General features: G+C 62.5%; 15 protein-coding genes. 9 read left to right on the forward strand and 6 right to left on the reverse strand.

Translation table 11 applies throughout. The annotated features are described in order from the left end of the window. Positions 1-116: 116 nt before the first annotated feature. Positions 117-2,345 (reverse strand): NADP-dependent isocitrate dehydrogenase, encoded by a 2,229-nt coding sequence (locus tag BLS61_RS06550; protein WP_090429030.1) that lies wholly within the window; start codon positions 2,343-2,345, stop codon positions 117-119. Between the two features lie 362 nt (positions 2,346-2,707). On the opposite strand from BLS61_RS06550, the gene icd reads away from it, so the two are divergent. Continuing rightward, positions 2,708-3,964, forward strand: coding sequence for an NADP-dependent isocitrate dehydrogenase (gene icd, locus BLS61_RS06555; RefSeq protein ID WP_090429034.1), 1,257 nt, complete (start codon positions 2,708-2,710; stop codon positions 3,962-3,964). A 74-nt stretch (positions 3,965-4,038) separates the two neighbouring features. Here icd and cspD read toward each other — a convergent pair whose 3' ends face one another. After that, positions 4,039-4,308 carry a cold shock domain-containing protein CspD gene (cspD, locus tag BLS61_RS06560; protein ID WP_090429037.1) on the reverse strand — a complete coding sequence of 90 codons (270 nt, stop codon included), beginning with the start codon at positions 4,306-4,308 and terminating at the stop codon, positions 4,039-4,041. Positions 4,309-4,538: 230 nt separating this feature from the next. Between cspD and clpS the strand changes: the two genes are divergently transcribed. Together clpS and clpA are read left to right on the forward strand one after the other, a co-directional pair. Further along, the gene (clpS, locus tag BLS61_RS06565) at positions 4,539-4,901 is read left to right on the forward strand and encodes an ATP-dependent Clp protease adapter ClpS (RefSeq protein WP_090429176.1); all 363 of its coding nucleotides are present in this window, start codon (positions 4,539-4,541) and stop codon (positions 4,899-4,901) included. Positions 4,902-4,930: 29 nt separating this feature from the next. Beyond that, positions 4,931-7,201, forward strand: coding sequence for an ATP-dependent Clp protease ATP-binding subunit ClpA (clpA, locus tag BLS61_RS06570; protein WP_090429038.1), 2,271 nt, complete (start codon positions 4,931-4,933; stop codon positions 7,199-7,201). An 89-nt stretch (positions 7,202-7,290) separates the two neighbouring features. On the opposite strand, the gene infA is transcribed toward clpA, so the two are convergent. The 4 genes from infA to trxB all read right to left on the reverse strand — a co-directional run bounded on the left by infA (position 7,291) and on the right by trxB (position 10,094). Next, positions 7,291-7,509, reverse strand: a complete 219-nt coding sequence (gene infA / locus BLS61_RS06575; RefSeq protein WP_002553999.1) for a translation initiation factor IF-1 — start codon at positions 7,507-7,509, stop codon at positions 7,291-7,293. Positions 7,510-7,645: 136 nt separating this feature from the next. Next, positions 7,646-8,353, reverse strand: coding sequence for an arginyltransferase (locus tag BLS61_RS06580; RefSeq protein WP_090429040.1), 708 nt, complete (start codon positions 8,351-8,353; stop codon positions 7,646-7,648). A 54-nt stretch (positions 8,354-8,407) separates the two neighbouring features. Then, complete coding sequence (aat, locus tag BLS61_RS06585) at positions 8,408-9,088, reverse strand: leucyl/phenylalanyl-tRNA--protein transferase (protein ID WP_090429042.1); 681 nt, start codon at positions 9,086-9,088, stop codon at positions 8,408-8,410. A gap of 55 nt (positions 9,089-9,143) precedes the next feature. After that, on the reverse strand, positions 9,144-10,094 hold the full coding sequence (gene trxB / locus BLS61_RS06590; RefSeq protein ID WP_003240652.1) for a thioredoxin-disulfide reductase: 951 nt from the start codon (positions 10,092-10,094) through the stop codon (positions 9,144-9,146). A 194-nt stretch (positions 10,095-10,288) separates the two neighbouring features. Between trxB and ftsK the strand changes: the two genes are divergently transcribed. From ftsK to cysG, 6 genes are all read left to right on the forward strand, one after another. Further along, positions 10,289-12,697, forward strand: a complete 2,409-nt coding sequence (gene ftsK, locus BLS61_RS06595) for a DNA translocase FtsK (protein ID WP_394328136.1) — start codon at positions 10,289-10,291, stop codon at positions 12,695-12,697. Between the two features lie 125 nt (positions 12,698-12,822). Beyond that, positions 12,823-13,449 carry an outer membrane lipoprotein periplasmic chaperone LolA gene (lolA, locus tag BLS61_RS06600; protein WP_024308154.1) on the forward strand — a complete coding sequence of 209 codons (627 nt, stop codon included), beginning with the start codon at positions 12,823-12,825 and terminating at the stop codon, positions 13,447-13,449. A gap of 3 nt (positions 13,450-13,452) precedes the next feature. After that, entirely contained in the window at positions 13,453-14,778 is a 1,326-nt protein-coding gene (locus BLS61_RS06605; RefSeq protein ID WP_090429046.1) for a replication-associated recombination protein A, read from the forward strand. After that, positions 14,775-15,155, forward strand: coding sequence for a fluoride efflux transporter CrcB (gene crcB / locus BLS61_RS06610; RefSeq protein WP_024308156.1), 381 nt, complete (start codon positions 14,775-14,777; stop codon positions 15,153-15,155). The genes BLS61_RS06605 and crcB overlap by 4 nt, the downstream gene beginning before the upstream one ends. Positions 15,156-15,233: 78 nt before the next feature. Beyond that, the gene (serS, locus tag BLS61_RS06615; RefSeq protein ID WP_003240645.1) at positions 15,234-16,514 is read left to right on the forward strand and encodes a serine--tRNA ligase; all 1,281 of its coding nucleotides are present in this window, start codon (positions 15,234-15,236) and stop codon (positions 16,512-16,514) included. Positions 16,515-16,673: 159 nt separating this feature from the next. Next, complete coding sequence (cysG, locus tag BLS61_RS06620) at positions 16,674-18,062, forward strand: siroheme synthase CysG (RefSeq protein ID WP_090429049.1); 1,389 nt, start codon at positions 16,674-16,676, stop codon at positions 18,060-18,062. Positions 18,063-18,064: the final 2 nt, after the last annotated feature.

Genomic DNA, 18,064 nt, shown 5'->3' on the forward strand with positions numbered 1-18,064 from the left:
AGCTCTGCTCGCGAAAAACGGCTTCGCAAGCAGAGCTCGCTCCTGCGGAGATTGTTCGCGTCTACAAATAAAGAACCCCGGCACTAGGCCGGGGTTCTTCTGACACTCAAGCCTTATCAGGCATTCAGCGCAGCCAGGGCCGCGTTGAAGGTGGCGCTGGGACGCATCACCTGGCTGGTCAGCTCGGGGTTGGAGCGGTAGTAGCCGCCGATGTCGACCGGCTTGCCCTGCACGGCAGCCAGTTCGCCAACGATGGTCGCTTCCTGCTCGGTCAGCTGCTTGGCCAGCGGGGCGAAATGAGCCTTCAGCTCGGCATCGTCGTTCTGCTCGGCCAGGGCCTGGGCCCAGTACAGCGCCAGGTAGAAGTGGCTGCCGCGGTTGTCGATCTCGCCGACCTTGCGCGCCGGGGACTTGTTGTTGTCCAGCAGCTTGCCGGTAGCCTGATCCAGGGTCTTGCCCAGTACCTTGGCCTTGGCGTTGTTGGTCTTGATGCCGGTTTCTTCCAGCGACACGGCCAGGGCCAGGAACTCGCCCAGGGAATCCCAGCGCAGGTAGTTCTCTTCGACCAGCTGCTGCACGTGCTTGGGTGCCGAGCCGCCGGCACCGGTCTCGTACATGCCGCCGCCCGCCATCAGCGGAACGATGGACAGCATCTTGGCCGAGGTGCCCAGCTCCATGATCGGGAACAGGTCGGTCAGGTAGTCACGCAGTACGTTGCCGGTCACCGAGATGGTGTCCAGGCCACGAATCATGCGCTCCATGGATACGCGGATGGCTTCGTTGTAGCCCATCATGCGGATGTCCAGGCCGGTCAGGTCGTGGTCCTTGAGGTACAGCTCGACCTTCTTCTGCAGCTCCCGATCGTGGGCGCGCTCCGGGTCCAGCCAGAAAATCGCCGGCGTGTTGGACTGACGGGCGCGGGTAACGGCCAGCTTGACCCAGTCGCGGATCGGCGCGTCCTTGGTCTGGCAGGCGCGCCAGATGTCGCCAGCTTCGACTTCGTGCTGCATCAGCACGGTGCCATCGGCAGCCACGACGCGCATGGTGCCGTCGGCGGTCATTTCGAAGGTCTTGTCGTGGGAGCCGTATTCTTCGGCCTTCTGCGCCATCAGGCCGACGTTCGGCACGCTGCCCATGGTGGTCGGGTCGAACGCACCGTTGGTTTTGCAGAAGTTGATCATTTCCTGATAAATGCGCGCGTAGGTGCTCTCAGGCATGACGGCCTTGGTGTCTTTCTGCTTGCCGTCCTTGCCCCACATCTGACCGGAGTTGCGGATCATCGCCGGCATCGAGGCGTCGACGATCACATCGCTCGGGATGTGCAGGTTGGTGATGCCCTTGACCGAGTCGACCATGGCCATTTCCGGGCGATGGCTGTAGACCTCGTGGATGTCGTGCAGGATCTCTTCCTGCTGCGAGGCGGGCAGGGCCTTGATCTTGTCGTAGACGCTGCTGATGCCGTTGTTCGGGTTGACGCCCAGTTCCTTGAACAGCTCGCCGTACTTGTCGAACACGTCCTTGTAGTAGACGCTGACGGCGTGGCCGAAGACGATCGGGTGGGAGACCTTCATCATGGTCGCCTTGACGTGCAGGGACCACATCACGCCGGTTTCCTTGCAGTCTTGCAGGGTCTTCTCGAAGAAGGCGCGCAGCTTGCGGCAGCTCATGAACATGCTGTCGAAGACTTCGCCTTCCTGCAGGGCGAGTTGTTTCTTGACTTCGACCTTGCCGTCCTTGCCGACGAACTCGATGCGCACGTCACCGGCCTTGGCCATGGTGATCGACTGCTCGCTGGAGAAGAAGTCGCCGCCGCGCATGTAGTCGGCGTGGGACTGCGAGGCCATGCTCCACTTGCCCATGCTGTGCGGGTGCTTGCGGGCGTAGGCCTTGACCGCGGCCGGGGCGCGGCGGTCGGAGTTGCCTTCACGCAGCACCGGGTTCACGGCGCTGCCGAGAACCTTGGCATAACGCGCGCGCACTTCCTTGTCTTCCTCGCTTTGCGGATCTTCCGGGAAATCGGGGATGTTGTAGCCCTGGGCCTGCAGCTCGGCGATGGCAGCCTTGAGCTGGGGTACGGAGGCGCTGATGTTCGGCAGCTTGATGATGTTGGCGTCCGGCTGCAGGGTCAGCTCGGCGAGTTTGGCCAGGTCGTCATCGATGCGCTTGTCGGCGTCCAGGCGGTCGGCAAAGCTTGCCAGGATCCGTCCAGCAAGAGAGATGTCGCGGGTTTCAACGGAGATGCCAGCCGATGCGGCAAAGGCTTCCACAATGGGCAGAAGCGAATAGGTAGCAAGGGCCGGAGCTTCGTCGGTGAAGGTGTAGATGATCTTCGAAGGGGTGGACATTTAGCGTTAACTCTCTTCTTTGCTGAGCGCGCATAGAAACTCGACCTGCGCTGGTAGGCGCCTGGGCCCCATGGTGGCGGGGCCGGGTCGAGGACTCGCCGCGGTGATGTTGGATGCACCCGTAGAGTGTCGAGCATTTCGATCCGGCAGACAGTGGTGGCCGTTTACCGGTTTCAAGAGGTTGCTGCCTGGTTCCAGACAGTTGGCCCCTTATGACTCGTTAGTCACCTAAGCAGTATACCACTGCGGCACCTCGCCGCAGAATGCCCAGTTGAATAAGACCTTTGCACATGTGTCTGAGCTCCGAGGTTTGCGCTACTCTCGGGAGTGCACACTGTCTAACCACAAGATGGAGTCCAGCAATGGGATACCAAAAGATTCAGGTGCCAGCCAGCGGTGACAAAATCACCGTCAACGCCGATATGTCGCTGAACGTTCCAGACAATCCGATCATCCCGTTCATCGAGGGTGACGGCATTGGTGTCGATATTTCCCCGGTGATGATCAAGGTGGTCGACGCTGCCGTCGAAAAGGCCTATGGCGGCGCTCGCAAGATCTCCTGGATGGAAGTTTACGCCGGCGAGAAGGCCACCCAGGTTTACGATCAGGACACCTGGCTGCCGAAAGAAACCCTGGAGGCCGTGCGTGATTACGTGGTCTCGATCAAAGGCCCCTTGACCACGCCTGTCGGCGGCGGCATCCGCTCGCTGAACGTGGCCTTGCGCCAGGAGCTCGACCTCTATGTCTGCCTGCGTCCGGTGCGCTGGTTCGAGGGCGTACCCAGCCCGGTGAAGAAGCCGGGTGATGTGGACATGGTGATCTTCCGCGAGAACTCCGAAGACATCTATGCCGGCGTGGAGTGGAAGGCCGGCAGCCCCGAGGCCGAGAAGGTCATCAAGTTCCTCACCGAGGAAATGGGCGTCAAGAAGATCCGCTTCACCGACATGTGCGGTATCGGCATCAAGCCGGTTTCCGAGGCAGGCACCAAGCGTCTGGTGCGCAAGGCGCTGCAGTACGCCGTGGACAACGATCGCAGCTCGGTGACCCTGGTGCACAAGGGCAACATCATGAAGTTCACCGAAGGTGCCTTCAAGGAGTGGGGATACGAGATCGCTCGCGAGGAGTTCGGCGCCGAGCTGCTCGATGGCGGCCCATGGATGCAGTTCAAGAACCCGCGCACCGGCAAGAACATCGTGGTCAAGGACGTGATCGCCGATGCCATGCTGCAGCAGATCCTGCTGCGCCCGGCCGAGTACGATGTGATCGCCACGCTCAACCTCAACGGTGACTACCTCTCCGACGCCCTGGCGGCCGAGGTCGGTGGCATCGGTATCGCGCCTGGCGCCAACCTGTCCGATTCGGTGGCCATGTTCGAGGCGACTCACGGTACCGCACCGAAGTACGCCGGCCAGGACAAGGTCAACCCGGGCTCGGTCATTCTCTCTGCGGAGATGATGCTGCGCCACATGGGCTGGAGCGAGGCGGCCGACCTGATCATCAAGGGCACCAATGGCGCCATCGCCGCCAGGACGGTGACCTACGACTTCGAGCGTCTGATGGAAGGGGCGAAGCTGTTGTCCTGCTCCGAATTCGGTGACGCGATGATCAGCCATATGTGATCGGCAGACCGATTCAGAGTGTGAAAAAAGGCCGGTCACATGACCGGCCTTTTCGTGGCGATTTGCCAGGCAGCTCAGACTTCGACGGTGCTTGCGGTTTTTTGCACCTGAGGTAAGGCTGCAGGGGCATCCTGGGTGGTGGTAACCGCGCTGATATTGACTGCATGCAGCCCTTTGGGGCCTTGCACGATCTCGAAGCGGACCGGCTGGCCGGCCTTGAGCGTTTTATAACCGTCCATTTGGATGGCCGAGTAGTGGGCGAACAGGTCCTCATCTCGGCCGTCGGCCAGGATGAATCCGTAGCCCTTGGCGTTGTTGAACCACTTGACCTTACCGCTGAGCATGCTGATATCCCTCTGCAAAGGACTCCATCTCTGGAGTATCATCCACTTCGATTCCGCGCGATCACCAACCAGGCTGGGCGAAGCGTGGAATCCCTGATACCCGCTAATGGGTATTCTTTTGTTGTAACACCCTTTTGCCGTTAGTCAAGGCTATACGGCGGATGGCTGAGAAGTCAGTCAAAATCCCTCTAGCATCCCTGTTCGCCCGGCCTCGAACCTCTGATTTCAGCATGCATGCAAGTAGCCAGATTCGACTAACATTCAATCAGGATCGCCCGTCAGAGCATGAGGATGACTCCTCTGGTGTTGCTGTTCAGGAATCCAAGCCAGCATTGCAGGCACCACCGATGTACAAGGTGGTCTTATTCAATGACGACTACACCCCGATGGATTTCGTCGTCGAAGTGCTTGAAACGTTTTTCGGCATGAACCGGGAGCTGGCGACCAAGATCATGCTGGCCGTCCATACGGAAGGGCGTGCGGTATGTGGTGTGTACACCCGTGATATTGCAGAGACCAAGGCGTTGCAGGTCAACCAGTACGCACGGGAGAGTCAGCATCCGCTACTCTGTGAAATAGAGAAGGACGGTTAACGCCGGCCACTTGGGTATGAGGTGAAGCTATGTTGAATCGAGAGCTCGAAGTCACCCTCAATCTGGCTTTCAAGGAGGCCCGTGCCAAGCGTCATGAGTTCATGACGGTCGAGCATCTGCTGCTCGCCTTGCTGGACAACGAGGCAGCCGCCAGTGTGCTGCGGGCCTGCGGGGCCAACCTCGACAAGCTGCGCCATGATCTGCAGGAGTTCATCGACTCCACCACGCCACTGATTCCCCAGCACGACGAAGATCGCGAAACCCAGCCGACCCTGGGCTTCCAGCGCGTGCTGCAGCGCGCGGTGTTCCACGTGCAGAGTTCCGGCAAGCGCGAAGTGACTGGCGCCAACGTTCTGGTGGCCATCTTCAGCGAGCAGGAAAGTCAGGCGGTATTCCTGCTCAAGCAACAGAGCGTCGCCCGTATCGATGTGGTCAACTACATCGCCCATGGCATTTCCAAGGTGCCTGGCCATGGCGATCAGCATGAGCATGACCAGGAGATGCAGGACGAGGAGGGCGGCGAGTCGTCCACTTCCGGCAATCCGCTGGATGCCTACGCCAGCAACCTCAATGAACTGGCCCGTCAGGGGCGTATCGACCCGCTGGTCGGGCGCGAGCATGAAGTCGAGCGCGTCGCGCAGATTCTCGCCCGTCGGCGCAAGAACAATCCGCTGCTGGTAGGCGAGGCTGGCGTCGGCAAGACCGCCATTGCCGAAGGTCTGGCCAAGCGCATCGTCGACGAGCAGGTACCTGATCTGCTGGCCGACAGCGTGGTCTATTCCCTGGATCTCGGCGCACTGCTGGCCGGTACCAAGTACCGCGGCGACTTCGAGAAGCGCTTCAAGGCGTTGCTCAACGAGTTGCGCAAGCGTCCGCACGCCATCCTCTTCATCGACGAGATTCACACCATCATCGGTGCCGGCGCGGCGTCGGGTGGGGTGATGGATGCGTCCAACCTGCTCAAGCCGATGCTGTCCTCGGGCGAGATCCGCTGCATCGGCTCCACCACCTTCCAGGAATTTCGCGGCATCTTCGAGAAGGATCGCGCTTTGGCGCGGCGCTTCCAGAAGGTCGACGTGGTCGAGCCGTCGGTGGAGGACACCGTCGGCATCCTCAAGGGGCTCAAGGCGCGTTTCGAGCAGCATCACCACATCGAATATAGCGATGAGGCGCTGCGTGCAGCGGCCGAGTTGGCTGCGCGCTACATCAATGATCGGCACATGCCGGACAAGGCCATTGACGTGATCGACGAGGCCGGCGCCTATCAGCGCCTGCAGCCGGAAGACAAGCGCGTGGCGCGTATCGATGTCGCTCAGGTCGAGGACATCGTCGCCAAGATCGCGCGGATTCCGCCGAAGCACGTGTCCAGCTCCGACAAGGAGCTGCTGCGCAATCTCGAGCGCGACCTCAAGCTCACCGTGTTCGGTCAGGACGCCGCCATCGACTCGCTGGCGACCGCCATCAAGCTGTCGCGTGCCGGCCTCAAGGCACCTGACAAGCCGGTCGGCTCCTTCCTCTTCGCAGGGCCTACCGGCGTGGGCAAGACCGAGGCGGCTCGGCAGCTGGCCAAGGCCATGGGCATCGAGCTGGTGCGCTTCGATATGTCCGAGTACATGGAGCGTCATACCGTGTCCCGCCTGATCGGCGCACCGCCCGGTTATGTCGGTTTCGATCAGGGTGGTCTGCTGACCGAGGCGATCACCAAGCAGCCGCACTGTGTACTGCTGCTCGACGAGATCGAGAAGGCGCATCCGGAAGTCTTCAACCTGCTGCTGCAGGTGATGGACCACGGCACCCTGACCGACAACAACGGGCGCAAGGCGGACTTCCGCAACGTGATCCTGATCATGACCACCAACGCCGGTGCGGAAACCGCCTCGCGTGCATCGATCGGTTTCACTCAGCAGGATCACTCCACCGATGCCATGGAAGTCATCAAGAAGAGCTTCACGCCGGAGTTCCGCAACCGCCTGGATACCATCATCCAGTTTGGTCGCCTCAGCCACGAAACCATCAAGAGCATCGTCGACAAGTTCCTCACCGAACTGCAGGCGCAGCTGGAAGACAAGCGCGTTACGCTGGAAGTCAGCGACGCGGCGCGCAGTTGGCTGGCCGAGCGTGGCTACGATGTACTGATGGGCGCGCGGCCGATGGCGCGTTTGATCCAGGACAAGATCAAGCGTCCGCTGGCAGAGGAGATCCTCTTTGGCGAGCTGGCCGAGCATGGCGGCGTGGTGCACGTGGACATCAAGGATGGCGAGCCTAGCTTCGAGTTCGAGACGGCGGCGGAGGTCGCCTGATCGAAAGGCTGCCCACCGAGAGTCAAAGGCTTTCGGTGGGCCAACGAAAACGCCCGGCATAGGCCGGGCGTTTTCGTTTGGTGCTTGGCTTAACGGGCGCGGTAGGTAATGCGGCCCTTGCTCAAGTCATAAGGCGTCAGCTCAACGCGCACCTTGTCACCAGTGAGAATGCGGATGTAGTTCTTGCGCATCTTGCCGGAGATGTGCGCGGTAACGACGTGCCCGTTTTCCAACTCCACGCGGAACATGGTGTTGGGCAGGGTGTCGACGACAGTGCCTTCCATTTCGAAGCTGTCTTCTTTCGACATGCAGTAAAGCCCTCGGTATCCAGGAAATGGCCCGGTGCAACTGGCGCCAGGCAAAAGCGGCGTGCATTGTGCCCGAAAACAGGGGGCTGCGCCAAGGGGCTTGGAGTGTCGAGCTGGCTGGGCCGCCGATGCAAGGCTAGGTCAGCAGGGTCCAGCGCTGGTTGACGAAGAGTTCGATCGGGCGGTACTGGGTCTTGTAATTCATCTTGCGGCAGTTCTTGATCCAGTAGCCGAGGTAGACGGCCCCCAGCCCCAGGCGCGCGGTCTCGCCGATCTGCCAGAGAATGGCAAAACGACCCAGGCTGCGGCGCTCCTCGGCGGGGTCGTAGAAGGTGTAGACCGCCGAGAGACCGTTCGGCAGAAGATCGGTGACGGCAATGGCGACCAGTCGGCCCTGCAGGCGAAATTCATAGAAACGCGAGAACGGCAGGTCGCGCACCAGAAAGGTGGAGAACTGGTCACGGCTGGGCGGATACATGTCGCCGTCGGCATGGCGTTGCTCTATGTAGCGCACGTAGAGGTCGTAATACTCCTCGGTGAACGTCGGGCGTACGCAGCGAACGACGATATCTTCATTGCGCTTGAGGATGCGGCGCTGTTGCCGGTTGGGAGTGAAGCGCGCCGCTGGAATGCGCGCGGGAATGCAGGCGGTGCACTGCTGGCAGTGGGGGCGGTAGAGGTGATCGCCGCTGCGGCGAAAGCCCAGCTCCGACAGTTCGGCATAGACCAGCACATCCATGGGCTGACTGGGGTCGAGAAACAGGGTGGTGGCCTGCTCCTCGGGCAGATAGCTGCATGGATGGGGTTGAGTGGCATAGAACTTCAGGCGGGCCAGCTCGGTCATGGCGAAATCTCGAAAAAGCCTGACTAAGAGTGTATGCCAGGCTTGGCTGCTCGACTAGGCGAGCCAGTCCGCCTGGCTCGGCAGATCGAGATGGCGCTGCAGATACTCGGCAAAACGGGCGCGGGGTATGGCCCTGGCGCCGAAGCTGTGCAGATGCTGGGTGGGCATCTGACAGTCGATGAGCACGAAACCCCATTGCTGCAGCTTGCCGACCAGGGTGGCGAAACCGACTTTCGATGCATTGTCGGCGCGGCTGAACATGGATTCGCCGAAGAACAGCTGTCCCATCGCCAGGCCGTAGAGTCCGCCGACCAGCTCGCCGTCCTGCCAGACTTCGACAGAATGAGCGATGCCGCGCTCATGCAACTGTAGATAGGCCTCCTGCATGCCGCGGGTGATCCAGGTGCCGTCGGCGTAAGCGCGCGGTGCGGCGCAGGCGGCTATGACGGCCGGGAAATCCTCATCGAAGGTGACGCGGTAGCGCTGCTGGCGCAGCAGTTTGGCCAGGCTGCGAGAAACATGCAGCTCCTCGGGGAACAGCACGGTGCGTGGGTCCGGTGACCACCAGAGAATCGGCTGGCCATCCTGGAACCAGGGAAAGCAGCCGTGGCGATAGGCGCTGATCAGGCGGTCGGCGCTCAGGTCGCCGCCGGCCGCCAGCAGGCCATTGGGTTCGCGCATGGCCTTGGCCAGCGGCGGGAACTGAAAAGAATCACGTTGCAGCCAGGTCAGCATGCGCGGTTGTCCAGCGGGGCGGGGGAGGGCGAGCGCAGTGGCTCGCCCAGATACTTCAGTTGTTGTCGAGAAACTTCTCGACATCCAGCGCGGCCATGCAGCCGGCGCCGGCCGAGGTGATGGCCTGGCGGTAAACGTGGTCGGCCACATCGCCGGCGGCAAATACCCCCTCGATGCTGGTGGCGGTGGCATTGCCTTCGCTGCCGCCCTTGATCTTCAGGTAGCCGTCATGCATGTCCAGCTGGCCGACGAACAGCTCGGTATTGGGCTTGTGGCCGATGGCGATGAATACGCCAGCCAACGCCAGTTCCTTGGTACTGCCATCGAGGGTGCTCTTCAGGCGTACGCCGGTCACGCCGCTCTGGTCGCCCAGCACTTCGTCGAGGGTGTGGTTCCAGTGCAGGCGCATGTTGCCGTTCTCGACCTTGTCGAACAGCTTGTCCTGGAGGATCTTCTCCGAACGCAGCTTGTCACGGCGGTGCACCAGGTGCACTTCCTTGGCGATGTTCGACAGATACAGCGCTTCTTCAACGGCGGTGTTGCCGCCGCCGATGACGGCGACCACCTGGTTGCGATAGAAGAAGCCGTCGCAGGTGGCGCATGCCGAGACGCCCTTGCCGGAGAAGGCTTCCTCAGACGGCAGGCCCAGGTACTGGGCGCTGGCGCCAGTGGCGATGATCAGTGCGTCACAGCTGTAAGTGCCGCTATCGCCCTTGAGCACGAAGGGGCGGCTCTGCAACTCGGCGGTATGGATGTGGTCGTAGATGATCTCGGTGTCGAAGCGCTCGGCGTGCTTCTGCATGCGCTCCATCAGTGCCGGGCCGGTCAGGCCTTCGACGTCACCCGGCCAGTTGTCCACTTCGGTGGTGGTGGTGAGCTGGCCGCCAGGCTGGATGCCGGTGATCACGACGGGTTTGAGGTTGGCGCGCGCGGCGTAAACCGCGGCGCTGTAGCCGGCAGGGCCGGAACCCAGGATGATCAGGCGGGAATGCTTGACTTCGCTCATAAAAAAACCCCATAAGCCTTTGTCACAAAAGAGAATGCGTGCTCCAATTGAGCCGCATGGAAGCTGCTGGCGGCTATGCTACACCGAAGCAGGGCAGGTGCGGGAGCGCGCTGATTGGCCTACTTCTCAGGCTGGCCCTACAATAGGCCGCTTCTGCGGTTAACCATCAGATGGACGCGCCAGAGGCGCAGGAAATGGCTGTTTTGAAGAATTCCACCACCCAGATCACCGATTGGCGCCAGAAACTTCAGTACCGACTGAAGGAAGGTGCCCTGATCGCCCTGGGCGCGATGTGCCTCTATGTGCTGATGGCACTGTTGACCTACAACGTTGCCGATCCGGCCTGGGACAATAGCGTCCAGGTCGAGCGCATCATCAATGCCGGCGGCAGCATTGGCGCCTGGCTCTCCAGCGCGCTGTTCGGTGCCCTGGGTTACTTCGCCTACATTTTTCCATTGTTGCTGGCTGCCAAGACCTGGCAGGTGTTCCGCACGCGTAATCAGCCCTGGCACTGGAATGGCTGGCTGTTTTCCTGGCACAGCATCGGTCTGGTCTTCCTGGTTCTCTCGGGCGCCGCGCTGGGCGACATTCATTTCTCTGCCGCCGCAGGCATGCAGGGCTCCGGCGGTGGCATGCTTGGCGCCAGCCTGGGCGATCTGGCCGTGCATGCGCTTAACGTGCAGGGCAGCACGCTGCTGTTCCTGGCGCTGTTCCTGTTCGGTTTGACCGTTTTCACCGATCTGTCCTGGTTCCGAGTGATGGACCTGACCGGCAAGATCACCCTCGATCTGATCGAGCTGATCCAGGGCGTCATCACCGGCTGGTGGAATGCGCGTAGCGAGCGCAAGCAACTGAAGCTGCAGCTGCGCGAACTCGATGAGCGGGTCATCGAGGTGGCGGCGCCGGTCGTTTCGGATCGTCGCGAGCAGGCCAAGGTCAAGGAGCGCCTGATCGAGCGCGAAGAGTCACTCAGCAAGCACATGAGCGAGCGCGAAAAGCGTCCAGCGCCGGTTATCACGCCTCCAGCGCCGCCCAAGGCAGCCGAGCCGAGCAAGCGTGTACTCAAGGAGAAGCAGGCTCCCTTGTTCGTCGACACCGCCATCGAAGGCAGCCTGCCGCCGATTTCCATCCTCGATGTCGCCGAGAAGAAGCAGAAGCAGTTCTCCCCCGAGTCGCTGGAGGCCATGTCGCGCCTGCTGGAGATCAAGCTCAAGGAGTTCGGCGTCGACGTGGTGGTCGAGTCCGTGCATCCCGGCCCGGTGATTACCCGTTTCGAAATTCAGCCCGCTGCCGGGGTGAAGGTCAGCCGCATCTCCAACCTGGCCAAGGATCTGGCGCGCTCGATGGCCATGGTCAGCGTGCGCGTGGTCGAGGTGATTCCCGGCAAGACCACCGTGGGCATCGAGGTGCCCAACGAGGATCGTCAGATCGTGCGCTTCTCCGAGGTGCTGTCTTCGAGCGAGTACGACGATGCCAAGTCGCCGGTGACCCTGGCGCTGGGTCACGATATCGGCGGTCGCCCGGTGATCGCCGATCTGGCCAAGATGCCGCACCTGCTGGTGGCCGGTACTACCGGCTCCGGTAAGTCGGTGGGCGTCAACGCCATGATCCTGTCGATCCTGTTCAAGTCCACGCCGGAAGAAGCGCGGATGATCATGATCGACCCGAAGATGCTGGAGCTGTCGATCTACGAAGGCATTCCGCACCTGCTGTGCCCGGTGGTCACCGACATGAAGGAGGCGGCCAACGCGCTGCGCTGGTCGGTGGCCGAAATGGAGCGCCGCTACAAGCTGATGGCGGCCATGGGCGTGCGTAACCTGGCCGGTTTCAACCGCAAGGTGAAGGACGCCATCGAGGCCGGCACGCCGCTGACCGACCCGCTTTACCGCCGTGAAAGCATGGAAGACGAGGCGCCGCTGCTCAAGCCGCTGCCCACCATCGTTGTGGTGGTCGACGAATTCGCCGACATGATGATGATTGTCGGCAAGAAGGTCGAAGAGCTGATCGCACGTATCGCGCAGAAGGCGCGTGCCGCTGGTATCCACCTGATCCTCGCGACCCAGCGCCCGTCGGTGGACGTGATCACCGGTCTGATCAAGGCCAATATCCCGACCCGTATGGCTTTCCAGGTGTCGAGCAAGATCGACTCGCGCACCATCCTCGATCAGGGCGGCGCCGAGCAGCTACTTGGTCACGGTGACATGCTCTATTTGCCACCCGGCACCGGTCTGCCGATTCGCGTGCATGGCGCTTTCGTCTCGGATGACGAAGTGCATCGCGTGGTCGAGGCCTGGAAGCAGCGCGGCGCGCCGGATTACATCGAGGATATCCTCGCCGGTGTCGAGGAGGGCGGCAGCGGCCTCGAGGGCGGCGGTGGTGGTGAAGGCGGTGAGGGCAGCGAGGAAGACCCGCTGTACGACGAGGCCGTCAATTTCGTGCTTGAAAGCCGCCGCGCCTCCATTTCCGCGGTGCAACGCAAGCTGAAGATCGGCTACAACCGCGCCGCGCGCATGATCGAGGCCATGGAAATGGCCGGTGTGGTCAGCTCGATGAATACCAACGGTTCGCGCGAGGTGCTGGCGCCCGGTTCATCACGTGACTGAGTGTTGCGCGCCGCGGATAAACCGCTGAATTCGCGGTCTACAGGATTCACGGCAGCTCAGACGCTGCCGAGCAGTGCGGGGTGCGGAGTCGCCTCGTCATTCTCATACGGACTCAAGGGGTTTATATGCGTGTTATTCGCCTGCTGATGCTGGCTGCTCTGAGTTTTACCCTGCTAACCGCCCAGGCTGACGAAGAGGCGGCCACCAAGCGCCTGACCGAACTGCTCAATCAGGCGCAGACCATCAACGCCCGTTTTTCCCAGCTGACCCTCGATGCCAGCGGCACCCAGCTGCAGGAGACCGCTGGCGAGCTGGTGCTTAAACGCCCAGGGCTGTTCCGCTGGCACACCGATCAGCCGATGGAACAGCTGCTGGTGTCGAATGGCGAAAAGGTCTGGCTGTATGATCCGGACCTGGAGCAAGTCACCATCCAGACCCTCGATCAACGCCTGACCCATACCCCGGCTCTGCTGCTCTCGGGCGATGTGTCGCAGATCCGTGAGAATTTCGAGATCGACTACAAGGAAGGCGGCAGCGTGGTCGACTTCATCCTCAAGCCCAAGGCCAAGGACAGCCTGTTCGACAGCCTGCGCCTGTCGTTCCGCAATCGCATGCTCAACGACATGCAGCTGATCGACAGCATCGGCCAGCGCACCAACATCCTGTTCCTCAATGTGAAGATGAACGAGCCGGTCGATGACGGCCAGTTCACCTTCGACATTCCGGAAGGCGCGGACGTCATCCAGGAGTAGCGCGTGGATCTGTTCGGTCGTCAACCCGTCGCGCAGCCCCTGGCTGCGCGTTTGCGTGCTACCAGCCTGGACGAGTACGTCGGCCAGGAGCACGTGCTGGGGCCGGGCAAACCGCTGCGTGAGGCGCTGGAGCAGGGCGCCTTGCATTCGATGATCTTCTGGGGACCGCCCGGTGTGGGCAAAACCACCCTGGCGCGCCTGTTGGCCAAGGTCACCGATGCTCATTTCGAGACCATTTCCGCCGTTTTGTCCGGTGTGAAGGAAATCCGTCAGGCCGTCGAGGTGGCCCAGCAGCATGCGGCGCAGTACGGCCGTCGCACCATCCTCTTCGTCGACGAGGTGCACCGCTTCAACAAGAGCCAGCAGGACGCCTTTCTGCCCTATGTGGAAGACGGCACGCTGATTTTCATCGGTGCCACCACCGAGAATCCCTCGTTCGAGCTGAACAACGCGCTGCTGTCGCGCGCCCGCGTCTACGTGCTGAAGAGTCTTGACGAGGCGGCGATGCGCAAGCTGGTCAATCGCGCCTTGACCGATCCGAAAGGATTGGGCGATCGCCATCTCAGCCTGCCGGACGAGGCCTTTCAGATCCTTCTGGCTGCCGCGGATGGCGACGGGCGCCGTCTGCTCAACTTCCTCGAGAATGCCGCCGACCTTGCCGAGGACGATGGCGAAATCGGGGTGGAGTTGCTGCAGAACCTGCTGGGCGACAGCCGCCGTCGCTTCGACAAGGGCGGCGAGGCGTTCTATGACCAGATTTCCGCCCTGCACAAGTCGGTGCGCGGCTCCAGCCCTGACGGCGCACTGTACTGGTACGCACGTATGCTCGACGGCGGCTGCGACCCGCTCTATATCGCCCGGCGTGTGGTGCGCATGGCCAGCGAGGATATCGGCAATGCCGACCCGCGCGCCTTGACCTTGTGCCTCAATGCCTGGGACGTGCAGGAGCGCCTGGGCAGTCCGGAGGGTGAGCTTGCCGTGGCTCAGGCCATCGTCTATCTGGCCTGTGCGCCGAAAAGCAATGCGGTCTATACGGCCTTCAAGGCGGCGATGCGTGATGCTGCCGAGCAGGGCTCGCAGGAGGTGCCGCTGCACCTGCGCAATGCCCCGACCAAGCTGATGAAGCAGCTCGGCTATGGCGACGAATACCGCTACGCCCATGACGAGCCGGATGCCTACGCGGCTGGGGAGGACTACTTCCCCGAGAATTTGCAGCCACGTCAGTACTACGACCCCGTGCCGCGCGGCCTGGAGCTGAAGATTCGTGACAAGCTGCAACATCTGCGCAATCTGGACGCTACAAGCGCCAGGCAGAGGAGAAAATCATGATCCGTGTGGCGCTTGCCGTAGCTGCAGGAGGGGCGCTCGGATCGGTGATGCGATTTCTCGTCGCCAGCTGGGTGGCCGGCAACTGGCCGCGGCACTTCTATCTGGGCACCTTTGCCGTCAATGTCCTTGGTTGCTTGTTGATCGGCCTGCTGTCCGGCTTGTTTCTGACGCGCAGCGACTTGCCCCTGGAACTGCGTACCGGGCTGATCACCGGGGTACTGGGTGGCTTCACCACCTTTTCATCGTTCAGTCTGGAAATCATGAAGCTGCTGGAGGGCGGGCGCGCAACCGAGGCCTTCGGCTATCTGGCTTTCAGTATTGTCGGCGGTTTGCTGGCGGCCTGGGCCGGTTTGAGCCTGGCCCGATTGGCATCCTGACCCGCTAAGGCTTTACACTCCACAACCCGCGCCACACTGCTGGCCATCACCATTTCGCCGTTGTCTTGAGACCCGAACATGCTCGATTCCAAACTTGTCCGCACGCAACTCACCGAAATCGCCGAGCGCCTCGCTACCCGTGGCTTCGCCCTCGACGTCGCCCGCTTCGAGGCCCTGGAGAGTCAGCGCAAGTCGGTGCAGGTGCGCACCGAGCAACTGCAGGCTGAGCGCAACAGCCGTTCCAAGTCGATCGGCCAGGCCAAGGCGCGCGGTGAGGACATCGCACCGCTGCTGGCGGAAGTCGACCAGATGGGCAGCGATCTGGAGGCCGGCAAGCGTGAGCTGGACGCCATCCAGAACGAGCTGGACAACCTGCTGCTGAACATCCCCAACCTGCCGCACGAGTCCGTGCCGGTCGGCGCGGACGAGGACGGCAACGTCGAGGTGGCGCGCTGGGGCACCCCGCGCAGCTTCGATTTCGAAATCAAGGATCACGTCGCCCTGGGCGAGCAACACGGCTGGCTGGACTTCGAGACCGCCGCCAAGCTGTCCGGCGCGCGCTTCGCGTTGCTGCGCGGCCCCATCGCCCGCCTGCATCGCGCCCTGGCGCAGTTCATGATCAACCTGCACACCGGCGAGCACGGCTACGAAGAGGCCTACACGCCTTATCTGGTGCAGGCCCCGGCACTCCAGGGCACCGGCCAGCTGCCGAAGTTCGAGGAAGACCTGTTCAAGATCCGTCGTGAAGACCAGGCCGATCTGTACCTGATCCCGACTGCCGAAGTCTCGCTGACCAATATCGTCGCCGGCGAAATTCTCGATGCCAAGCAACTGCCGCTGAAGTTCGTCGCCCATACCCCGTGCTTCCGCAGCGAGGCGGGCGCCTCCGGCCGCGACACCCGCGGCATGATCCGCCAGCACCAGTTCGACAAGGTGGAGATGGTACAGATCGTCGAGCCGTCCAAGTCCTTCGAGGCGCTGGAAGGCATGACTGCCAACGCCGAGCGCGTGCTGCAACTGCTCGAGCTGCCGTACCGCAAGCTGGCGCTGTGCACTGGCGACATGGGCTTTTCCGCAGTGAAGACCTACGACCTGGAAGTCTGGGTGCCGAGCCAGGACAAGTACCGCGAGATTTCCTCGTGCTCCAACTGTGGCGATTTCCAGGCGCGCCGCATGCAGGCGCGCTACCGCAACCCGGAAACCGGCAAGCCGGAGCTGGTGCACACCCTCAACGGCTCCGGCCTGGCGGTGGGCCGCACCCTGGTGGCCGTGCTGGAGAACTACCAGCAGGCCGACGGTAGCATCCGCGTGCCCGAGGTGCTCAAGCCCTATATGGGCGGAATCGAGGTGATCGGCTAAGCCGGTGATCGCGGTGCAGAATACGGGGTGGCAATGGCCGCCCCGTTTTTGGCCTGGCGATGATCGCCGCGCGTAGGGTGCCCCGTGCGCACCAAGGCCCTCCACCGTAGGTTGGTGCGCGCGGCGCACCCTACGGACGTCCTTCTGCGAGGCTGATTGATGCAATTCCTTCCGCTGTTCCACAAGCTGCAGGGTCGCCCGGTACTGGTTATCGGCGGTGGCGAGGTCGCGCTGCGCAAGGCGCGCCTGCTGAGCGATGCCGGCGCGCGTCTACGCGTCGTCGCACCGGAGATTCGCAGCGAGTTGCAAGAGCTGGCCGGGGCCGAAGGCATCGCCCTGCGCGGCTATGCCAGCCGCGATCTGCAGGGCGTTGCCCTGGTCATTGCCGCCACCGATGACGAGCCGCTCAATGCACGTATTTCTGCCGAGGCTCAGGCGCAGGGCATTCCGGTCAACGTGGTGGACGCGCCGGCACTGTGCAGCGTGATCTTCCCGGCTATCGTCGACCGCTCGCCGCTGATCGTCGCGGTCAGCAGCGGCGGCGATGCGCCGGTGCTGGCCAGGCTGATCCGCGCCAAGATCGAAACCTGGATACCGGCCACCTACGGTCAGTTGGCCAACCTGGGCAAGCGCTTCCGTGAGCGGGTCAAGCAACTGTTTCCCGATGTACAGCAGCGCCGGGTGTTCTGGGAGGACGTCTTCCAGGGGCAAATCGCCGAAAGCGTGTTTGCCGGCAAGCCGGAAGAGGGCGAGCGCCTGCTGGAGGAGCGTCTGGCCGGTGCGGCGCCACGTGCGTTGGGCGAGGTCTATCTGGTCGGCGCCGGCCCGGGCGATCCCGATCTGCTGACCTTTCGCGCCCTGCGCCTGATGCAGCAAGCCGATGTGGTGCTGTACGACCGCCTGGTGGCACCGGCCATCATCGAGCTGTGCCGGCGCGATGCCGAGCGCATCTACGTCGGCAAGCGCCGCGCCGATCATGCCGTACCGCAGGAGCAGATCAACCAGCTGCTGATCGACCTGGCGCGCCAGGGCAAGCGCGTGCTGCGCCTGAAGGGCGGCGATCCGTTCATCTTCGGCCGCGGTGGCGAAGAGATCGAGCAGCTGGCCGCCGAGGACATCCCGTTCCAGGTGGTGCCGGGCATTACCGCGGCCTCCGGTTGCGCGGCCTATGCCGGGATTCCGCTGACCCATCGCGACCATGCGCAGTCGGTGCGTTTCGTCACCGGTCACCTCAAGGATGGCAGCAGCAATCTGCCCTGGAAGGATCTGGTGGCGCCTGGGCAGACGCTGGTGTTCTACATGGGCCTGGTCGGGTTATCCGGCATCTGCGAGCAATTGATCGCTCACGGCCGCTCGGCTGCAACGCCCGCGGCGTTGGTGCAGCAGGGCACCACGCAGAATCAGCGGGTCTTCACCGGTACTCTGGAAACCCTGCCGCAGCTGGTGGCGCAGCACGAAGTGCATGCGCCCACCCTGGTGATAGTCGGAGAAGTGGTCACCCTGCGGGACAAGCTGGCCTGGTTCGAAGGCGCTCAGGGCAGCCTCTGACG

Source organism: Ectopseudomonas guguanensis (genome assembly GCF_900104265.1).
Classification (GTDB): Bacteria; Pseudomonadota; Gammaproteobacteria; order Pseudomonadales; family Pseudomonadaceae; genus Aquipseudomonas; species Aquipseudomonas guguanensis.

Coding starts and splice junctions, on each gene's coding strand:
- BLS61_RS06550 (WP_090429030.1), bottom strand. CDS start 2,345: ATGTCCACCCCTTCGAAGATCATCTACACCTTCACCGACGAAGCTCCG.
- icd (WP_090429034.1), top strand. CDS start 2,708: ATGGGATACCAAAAGATTCAGGTGCCAGCCAGCGGTGACAAAATCACC.
- cspD (WP_090429037.1), bottom strand. CDS start 4,308: ATGCTCAGCGGTAAGGTCAAGTGGTTCAACAACGCCAAGGGCTACGGA.
- clpS (WP_090429176.1), top strand. CDS start 4,539: ATGCATGCAAGTAGCCAGATTCGACTAACATTCAATCAGGATCGCCCG.
- clpA (WP_090429038.1), top strand. CDS start 4,931: ATGTTGAATCGAGAGCTCGAAGTCACCCTCAATCTGGCTTTCAAGGAG.
- infA (WP_002553999.1), bottom strand. CDS start 7,509: ATGTCGAAAGAAGACAGCTTCGAAATGGAAGGCACTGTCGTCGACACC.
- BLS61_RS06580 (WP_090429040.1), bottom strand. CDS start 8,353: ATGACCGAGCTGGCCCGCCTGAAGTTCTATGCCACTCAACCCCATCCA.
- aat (WP_090429042.1), bottom strand. CDS start 9,088: ATGCTGACCTGGCTGCAACGTGATTCTTTTCAGTTCCCGCCGCTGGCC.
- trxB (WP_003240652.1), bottom strand. CDS start 10,094: ATGAGCGAAGTCAAGCATTCCCGCCTGATCATCCTGGGTTCCGGCCCT.
- ftsK (WP_394328136.1), top strand. CDS start 10,289: ATGGCTGTTTTGAAGAATTCCACCACCCAGATCACCGATTGGCGCCAG.
- lolA (WP_024308154.1), top strand. CDS start 12,823: ATGCGTGTTATTCGCCTGCTGATGCTGGCTGCTCTGAGTTTTACCCTG.
- crcB (WP_024308156.1), top strand. CDS start 14,775: ATGATCCGTGTGGCGCTTGCCGTAGCTGCAGGAGGGGCGCTCGGATCG.
- serS (WP_003240645.1), top strand. CDS start 15,234: ATGCTCGATTCCAAACTTGTCCGCACGCAACTCACCGAAATCGCCGAG.
- cysG (WP_090429049.1), top strand. CDS start 16,674: ATGCAATTCCTTCCGCTGTTCCACAAGCTGCAGGGTCGCCCGGTACTG.